The organism is Streptomyces actuosus (assembly GCF_016921115.1).
GTDB classification, from domain to species: Bacteria; Actinomycetota; Actinomycetes; order Streptomycetales; family Streptomycetaceae; genus Streptomyces; species Streptomyces actuosus_A.
On the sequence record NZ_JAFFZS010000040.1, the window covers coordinates 60521 to 67079 of the forward strand.

Consider the following 6559-nt stretch of genomic DNA (forward strand, 5'->3'; position numbering starts at 1 on the left):
GGACGCGCAGCCGGCCGGGAGTGTCTCACCGTGCGAGCGAGACGGCGAACGGGGTGAAGCCGTGGCGGCGCAGGATGTGCGGCACCAGCAGGACCAGGGCTTCGGTGGCGCGGGCGGTGGTGATGTCGCCGAGGTCCTCGATCCAGGTCCGGTGCCAGCCCAGGTCCGCCAGGAGCCCGGCGACGGCCTCCTTGGCGGCCTCGTCGTTGCCGGAGAGGTAGGCGGTCGGCGGGGTCGACAGGGTGTCGGGGGCGGTCATGACCGTGAAGAGCATGGTGTTGAGAGTCTTGACCACATGGGTGGTGGGCAGGGCTTCCTGGAGGCGTTCGGCCAGGCTGCTTCCCGGGTGGACCAGGTCACCGGGCATTCTGTCGGGCGCTTCGTGAGTGGCGTTGGAAACGTCGACGAGGATCTTGCCGGCGAGTTCGGCGCGGAATGCGCGCAACCGCTCCAGTGCGGTGTCGCCGGGGGTGGCGTGGACGACGATGTCCGCGGTGGCCGCTGCGGTGCGCTGGTCGGCGAAGGCGATCACGGGACGGGGGCCGGCCGCGTGGGCCGCGGCCCTCTCGTCGGGGGTGCGGCAGCCGACGGTGACGTCGTGTCCGGCGGAGGCGAGCTTGCGGGCCAGACTGCTGCCGACGCGCCCTGCGCCGAGGATGCCGATGGTGGTCATGGCGGAGTCCTCCTTGCTGGTTCTTGTGGCGGATGCCGGTTCCGCCCCTGGTGACGGCCCGTCCCCCGGGGCTCCTGGGGTCAGGTGGTTGTCGCCAGGACCCGGGACGCGGCCTGGTGGATGCCGGGGGCCGCGGCCAGGAAATCGCGGCTGGCGAGTGTCCAGGGGGCGCCCTGGATGTCGGTGACGGTGCCGCCGGCCTCGGAGACCAGCAGGGCACCCGCCACCAGGCCGGAGCGGACGTCGGAGAACTGCCAGAAGGCGTCCATCCGCCCGGCGGCGACGTGGATCAACTGGAGCGTGGCGGGCACGGACACCCGGACCACGAGCCCGTTGATCAGCATGGCCGTGACCGACTCGCCCATCCTGCGGAAGAGGTGCTCGTCCTCGCCGGGCTTGGCCTGGCCGGTACCGGTCAGGGCCGCACCCAGGTCCGTCTTGTCCGACGTCCGCAGTGGCTCCCCGTTGAGTGCCGCGCCGGCACCGGCGAGCGCGGTGTAGGTGTCCCCGCTCAGCGGAAGGTGCACCACCGCCAGCACCGGCCGGTTGTCCCGCACGAGCGTGGCGGTCACAGCCCAGTCCGCCATGCCGTGGACGTGGTTGATGTTCCCCTCGGCGGGGTCGACGACCCACCACTCTCCGCCCGGCAGGGCGCCGCCGGCGAGTTCGTCCTCCGCCCACCGCGATCCGGGCCGGGACGCCAGCAAGGGGTCCTTGAGCACGTCGAGGACCGCGGCGTCGTTCGCGTGGATCTCGGCCACGATCTCCGTCAGGCCCACCCCGCGCGAGCGCGGGGTGTGGCGCTCACGCAGTACGTCCCCTGCGGCCTCGACCGCGGAAGTGGCCTGGGACAGCAGAACCCCGTCGGCAGCGGAGACAGCAGACATGGGACTTCCCTCCGAAGGTGAAGTGATACGGCCTTCCGGCACGCCCGTCCGACGAACGCGGGCCGCTTCCTGCGACGCTAGAAGCCCCGTGGATTAACCACAAGTGCATGTCAGTAAGCAATAGGATTACCGGCATGCACTTGGATTTGAACCTGCTCACCGCGCTCGACGCGTTGCTGGAAGAGGGCAGCGTGGCCGGTGCCGCCGCCCGCCTGCACGTGACCCCACCCGCGATGAGCCGCTCCCTGGGACGCATCCGCAAGGCGACCGGCGACCAGATCCTGGTCCGCACCGGCCGCACCATGAGTCCCACCCCTCACGCCCTGGCCATCCGCGGGCAGGTCCACGACCTCGTCCAACGCGCCCACGCTGTCCTGTCGGCCGACAAGCAGCTCGACCTCCCCACGCTGGAACGCGTGTTCACGGTGCGCTGGCACGACGCTCTCGCCGCGGCCCGCGGATCGGCGCTGATTGCGGGGGTGTGCCGGGACGCCCCCGGCGTACAGGTCCGCCTGATCGCGGAGTCCGGCTCCGACACCCCCGAACTGCGGCGCGGCGAGGTCGACCTGGAATCCGGCTCCGCCCTGCCGGAGGCGCCGGACATCCGGAGCCGCCTCATCGGCGAGGACCGCCTCGTGGTCGCCCTCCGCCCCGGCCACCCACTCGCGGGCGGACCGCTGACCACCGAGCACTACACCGCGGCACAGCACCTCACCGTCTCCCGCCGCGGACGGCTGGCCGACCCGGTCGACGACGCATTGGACGCACTCGGTCTGCGGCGGCACGTCGTCGTCGCGGCTCCGACCACCGCCGTCGCGCTGCGCCTGGCACGGGACACCGACCTCCTGGCCTGCGTCCCCGACGCCGTCACCCGCACCACCAGACGTGAACTGGGCCTGGCCACGCTCGCACTGCCCGTCGAACTGCCCGCGATCCCGCTGTTCACCATGTGGCACCGGCGCTACGACAACGACCTCGCGCACGCCTGGTTCCGCGACCGGGCTGCCGGGGTCCTGGAGGCCCTCTTCACACCACCGACCGCACCGCGGTAGGGCGTGCTCGGGATGCCGCGCCGGATCGGGCCGCGGCATGCGGTGCCGTGCGTCGCCGGGTCGAGGAGCGTCCCCGTACCGCGGTACCGAGCGTGCGCGGACGACCCCGGCGACGCGGCGAGGTACGGTGCCGGGCGCCGCGGACCGGGCGGGACGCGGGGCCCTCGACAGTATCGCCGGCCGCCGCCCGATGAACGGGGTGGCCACGTCCGCCGACGCCCGGGGCCGCTCCTGAGTGCGGATTCCGCGGGTCAGGAGCCGGGCTCGGCAGCGGTGCCGGTGGACCGCCGGACGCCGTCCGCTTCACCCGTTCGCCCGCTCCTCCACTCCCGGTGTCCGCGAGCGCTCCCGATGTCGCGGGGCGGGACGCCCTCAACGGGACGCGTAGCGGATCCAGGCGTCGGTGAGGTTCTGGAGTGTCGCGCGAGTGGCCCCGCCACTTTCCAGGTGGTGCGCGAACGTCTGGAGCCGGTCGGGGCCTTGGGGCCAGTCCGGATCGGCGGCAGCCGCCCTGGCGAACTCGCCGATCGCGCCCTCGTCCGCCACATGCCGCAGCAGCCACGCCGTGAACCCGCTCATGGAGCCATCCCTGTTTCCCGCATCACCGGCCTCGGCTCACGATGCCGGGTGACGACGTGCTGAAGCGGCCGGTGATCAGCCCGCAGTCAGCCGCCCACCACCGATCGTCGTGACGCACCGTACTCGGTCGTCGGGATCGCCGGAACGGGCTCAGCAGCTTCCAGCCAACGGGTCCGGTGATCGGCCGCGCCACGTCGGCGCAAGATCGACTCCCCGGCTGTGGGCGGCTCCGCGAGACTGGGGGAACGCGATCCCCGACGGAAGATCGAGGTGCCCGGTGGTGGAATCGGAAGACGACGCACTCACTGTCCGCCAGGTGACCGAGCGGCTGGTGAAGGCACACCCCCAGTTGGACATCGGCCTGGTCCAAGACTCGGTACAGACCGCGTACGAAGAACTCAGGTACGCGCGGGTGCGCACCTATCTGCCCGTCCTGATGGAACGCCGGGTCCAGGACCTGCTGCCCTCCGGCGAACGCACCGAAGTCGACACCTGACTCCGGGCCGGCTCCCGCGGCGGCGCGGTGTCACCCGCCGCCGCGGCCGTCCCGGTGCAGCCGCGGGTAGGCGACGGCCGAGGCAGGGCCGGCGTCATTTGGACTCGACTCGTCCGACGGGACGGGTACCGGTCGTCAGGGCATGGCTCGCCGTCCGCCAGGCGTCGTCGCCGGGGTGGAGCCGGGAGCGGAGGTAGGCCGCGGTGAGCCGGGCGAGGGCGGTGACGCGCTCGGGGTTCTCGTCAGTGGTCTCGGCGGCGTCGTAGCCGGCGATCCCGCCGAGGCCGTGTTCCGCGTCGAACAAGGTGAGCAGGGCCTTGGGGCCGGGGGCGAGGGTGTAGGGGTCGGCGTGCCAGCCGGGCCCCATGTCCGTGAAGTGCCGTGAGTCGTCCTTGTCGCCGGCGACGACCAGCGCGGGTGCGGTCATGGTGGAGAAGTCGACGGCCCCGATGATCGGCCACTGCCGGGCCATGGGCCCGTTGAGGACGTCGCCGCCCCTGCCGGGCGCGGCGAGCAGGACGCCGGCTTTGATCCGGGGCTCGGTGAGGTGCACGACGTCCCCGGTGCCGGGGTCGGTGATCCCGGCACCCAGCAGGAGGGCGGCGGTGAAGCCGCCGAGCGAGTGTCCGGCGACTGCGACCTTGCTGTGGTCGATCCGCCCGGCGAACTGGGGCACGGCACTCTCGATCACATCGATCCGGTCGAGGATGTGCGTCATGTCCTCGGCCCGGGAGCGCCAGAACGACGGTGCGCCGGGGGCGTCGGCGACCAGGTGGCTCAGCGTCCTGGAGGTGAGGTGGGTGGGCTGGACGACGGCGAACCCGTGTGCCGCCCAGAAGTCGGCGAGCGGCGCGTAGCCGTGCAGCGAGGAGAGGCGGTGCGAAGGGCCGTGGCCGTGGGAGAGGAGGACGACGGGGAGCCCGGTTCCGGTGGCGGGTGCGGAGACGCGCACCTGGAGGTCCACGGGACGTCCGGGTACGGACAGCACGACCGGGCCGAAGGACAGGACCGGGGTGGGCGAGCCCAAGGCGTTGTTCGTGGTGGCGGTGGCTGCGTTCATGATGAGTCGGCTTCCTTCGTGCGGGGCCCACCCGCCTCGTGCCGGCACGGCAGGAGGACGAGGGGGCTCAGAAGCGGCCCGCTTCGGTCACGGTGAAACGGAGCACTGTTCCACAAATATCCGGAACGATGTTCCGCTTTGTCAAGTGGTGCGGGAAAGGACAGGCGGCTTGGCGTCGAGCGGGCCCGCGGAGCCGCCCCCGGCTCCACCTCTGCAGCGGACCCGCCCTCCCACCTCGGAACTGCGACACGAAGGAGCCGCATGTTCGTCCACACCGACCGCATGCCCACCAGCGAGGCGGCTCCGCAGGGCACCATCACCGCGAAGCCGTGGGGCAAGCTCCTCCGGCAGCTCATCGAGAACATGACCGCCACTGGTTCCCTGCGCACGCAATCGTGGAAGGGCGCCGCCACGGCGGTACCCCGGCACGAGTTCCTGCGCAGCGGGTTCTTCCGCGTGGTGCCCGGCTCGTCGCCCACCGCCTGGGCCCCCGGTCCTGGAGGATGGGGACGGCTGGCTCAAGGCCTGCTACGCCGACGAATCCCCGGTGACGCAGATCGCATGCACCATCGAGCCGACGGACATCCGGGGCGAGATCATGCGCGAACCGACCAACTCGAGCACACTCCCGATACTCGACAGGTCGGTGTCGGTCAGGACCAGCAGGGCGGCGTCCACGCCTGTACCGACGCCACCCGCACCGTTGCGGGGCCAGCCAGGAGACTCTCGTCCACGACATGGGCGTCTGCGGTGGTGAAGGGCGCGGGGTGTGCGGTGACCGCGACGGGATCCGCAAGTGCCGCGTAGCCGAGATCCACGGACGCGTGACGTATCCGTGCGGTGGCTGTCGACTCCCGTCGCGTTCGTGTGCAGCGCACCTCACGCGCCGCGATCTCCAGCGTCACCGGAGCCCCGAACACCGCACGCGACAGATCCAGCACCCCCGCACACACCACCGGCCCCCACCACGAAACCACAGGGCACAGCGCCCTGCCGAACTCGGCCCTGCCGGAGTACTGCGCCCTGTTGAACCCGGCGGCCTCGGAGAACTGTGCCCCGCCGAACCTGGCCCTGCCGGAGAACTGTGCCTCGCTGAACCTCGCGTCGCCGAGACAGGGGCGCTGGGGGGTGGGGTCGCGAAGGGCGGTCAGGAGTCGGTTCAGGAGGTCTTCGGTGAACGGGGTTCCGCGGTGGTCGATATCGGCGCCTGGAGTCAGGCCCGCCAGGTAGGTGTCGCGGTCGGTGCCGGTCAGGTGGGCGAGGCAGGTGGCGTGGCCGGGGATGCGGATGACGGTCGATCGGCCACGCCAAACGAACGCGCCTTGTTCGGTCACGAGTTCGCTGGGGGCGCCCACCAGGTCCGTGACGATCGCGAAGAAGCGCGCGTCGACTTCGCTCTGGGGCCGGCGCCCGGGGCTGATGCGGCGCTCGAACTGGGTCAGCGGACGGTGGCCCTCGTAGTCCCTGGTGGTGGTGAGGTGGTGGGTCGTGTCTGCCTGCTCGGCCAGCCGGGTACCGTCCCAGGTGAAGTGGACGGACTACACGACGGTGCGCCCGTCGTCGGCCAGGCGGTGCTTGGCCGTGCGCCGCCTGCAGCGGATCGTAGGCGTCGTCCACGGAGTACCGTCGGGGCTGACGCAGGCAATGAGGCGGTTCTCCTCGTCCCAGGTGTAGCGCCAGGTGTCCCCTCTCTGTCAGCCTTGGGTGAGACGTCCCGCTTCGTCGGGTTAGCCTGAGAGGGCACGACAGGAGAACCACCCCCTCATGACCAGCACCACTCCCGCCGGATCCGACCCGGCGCCCCGGCCGAAA

Annotated in this window: 8 protein-coding genes; 2 read left to right on the forward strand and 6 right to left on the reverse strand. The window is 71.6% G+C overall.

The features are described 5' to 3' along the window. Positions 1 to 25: 25 nt before the first annotated feature. The gene (locus tag JS756_RS31300; RefSeq protein ID WP_307791261.1) at positions 26 to 838 is read right to left on the reverse strand and encodes an NAD(P)-binding domain-containing protein; all 813 of its coding nucleotides are present in this window, start codon (positions 836 to 838) and stop codon (positions 26 to 28) included. Beyond that, on the reverse strand, positions 754 to 1560 hold the full coding sequence (locus JS756_RS31305) for an inositol monophosphatase family protein (protein ID WP_205386637.1): 807 nt from the start codon (positions 1558 to 1560) through the stop codon (positions 754 to 756). Before JS756_RS31305 ends, JS756_RS31300 begins: the two co-directional genes overlap by 85 nt. Positions 1561 to 1694: 134 nt before the next feature. Here JS756_RS31305 and JS756_RS31310 point away from each other — a divergent pair, with 134 nt between their 5' ends. Further along, a complete protein-coding gene (locus JS756_RS31310) occupies positions 1695 to 2612 on the forward strand; it encodes a LysR family transcriptional regulator (RefSeq protein WP_205386638.1) in 918 nt (305 codons plus the stop codon). A gap of 372 nt (positions 2613 to 2984) precedes the next feature. Here JS756_RS31310 and JS756_RS31315 read toward each other — a convergent pair whose 3' ends face one another. After that, positions 2985 to 3191, reverse strand: coding sequence for a YozE family protein (locus JS756_RS31315; protein ID WP_205386639.1), 207 nt, complete (start codon positions 3189 to 3191; stop codon positions 2985 to 2987). 280 nt (positions 3192 to 3471) lie between these two features. On the opposite strand from JS756_RS31315, the gene JS756_RS31320 reads away from it, so the two are divergent. Beyond that, positions 3472 to 3687 (forward strand): three-helix bundle dimerization domain-containing protein, encoded by a 216-nt coding sequence (locus tag JS756_RS31320; protein ID WP_205386640.1) that lies wholly within the window; start codon positions 3472 to 3474, stop codon positions 3685 to 3687. 94 nt (positions 3688 to 3781) lie between these two features. On the opposite strand, the gene JS756_RS31325 is transcribed toward JS756_RS31320, so the two are convergent. The 3 genes from JS756_RS31325 to JS756_RS31335 form a co-directional block, all read right to left on the reverse strand. Further along, positions 3782 to 4747, reverse strand: coding sequence for an alpha/beta hydrolase family protein (locus JS756_RS31325; RefSeq protein ID WP_205386641.1), 966 nt, complete (start codon positions 4745 to 4747; stop codon positions 3782 to 3784). Between the two features lie 528 nt (positions 4748 to 5275). After that, positions 5276 to 5425: a hypothetical protein gene (locus JS756_RS31330; RefSeq protein WP_205386642.1), complete on the reverse strand. Its 150-nt coding sequence runs from the start codon at positions 5423 to 5425 to the stop codon at positions 5276 to 5278. Next, a complete protein-coding gene (locus JS756_RS31335) occupies positions 5401 to 6102 on the reverse strand; it encodes a pentapeptide repeat-containing protein (RefSeq protein ID WP_205386643.1) in 702 nt (233 codons plus the stop codon). The genes JS756_RS31330 and JS756_RS31335 overlap by 25 nt, the downstream gene beginning before the upstream one ends. Between the last annotated feature and the right edge of the window lie 457 nt (positions 6103 to 6559).

Excerpts from the sequence above, each read along its gene's own strand:
- JS756_RS31305 (WP_205386637.1), bottom strand. The coding sequence starts at position 1,560 with ATGTCTGCTGTCTCCGCTGCCGACGGGGTTCTGCTGTCCCAGGCCACT.
- JS756_RS31310 (WP_205386638.1), top strand. The coding sequence starts at position 1,695 with ATGCACTTGGATTTGAACCTGCTCACCGCGCTCGACGCGTTGCTGGAA.
- JS756_RS31315 (WP_205386639.1), bottom strand. The coding sequence starts at position 3,191 with ATGAGCGGGTTCACGGCGTGGCTGCTGCGGCATGTGGCGGACGAGGGC.
- JS756_RS31325 (WP_205386641.1), bottom strand. The coding sequence starts at position 4,747 with ATGAACGCAGCCACCGCCACCACGAACAACGCCTTGGGCTCGCCCACC.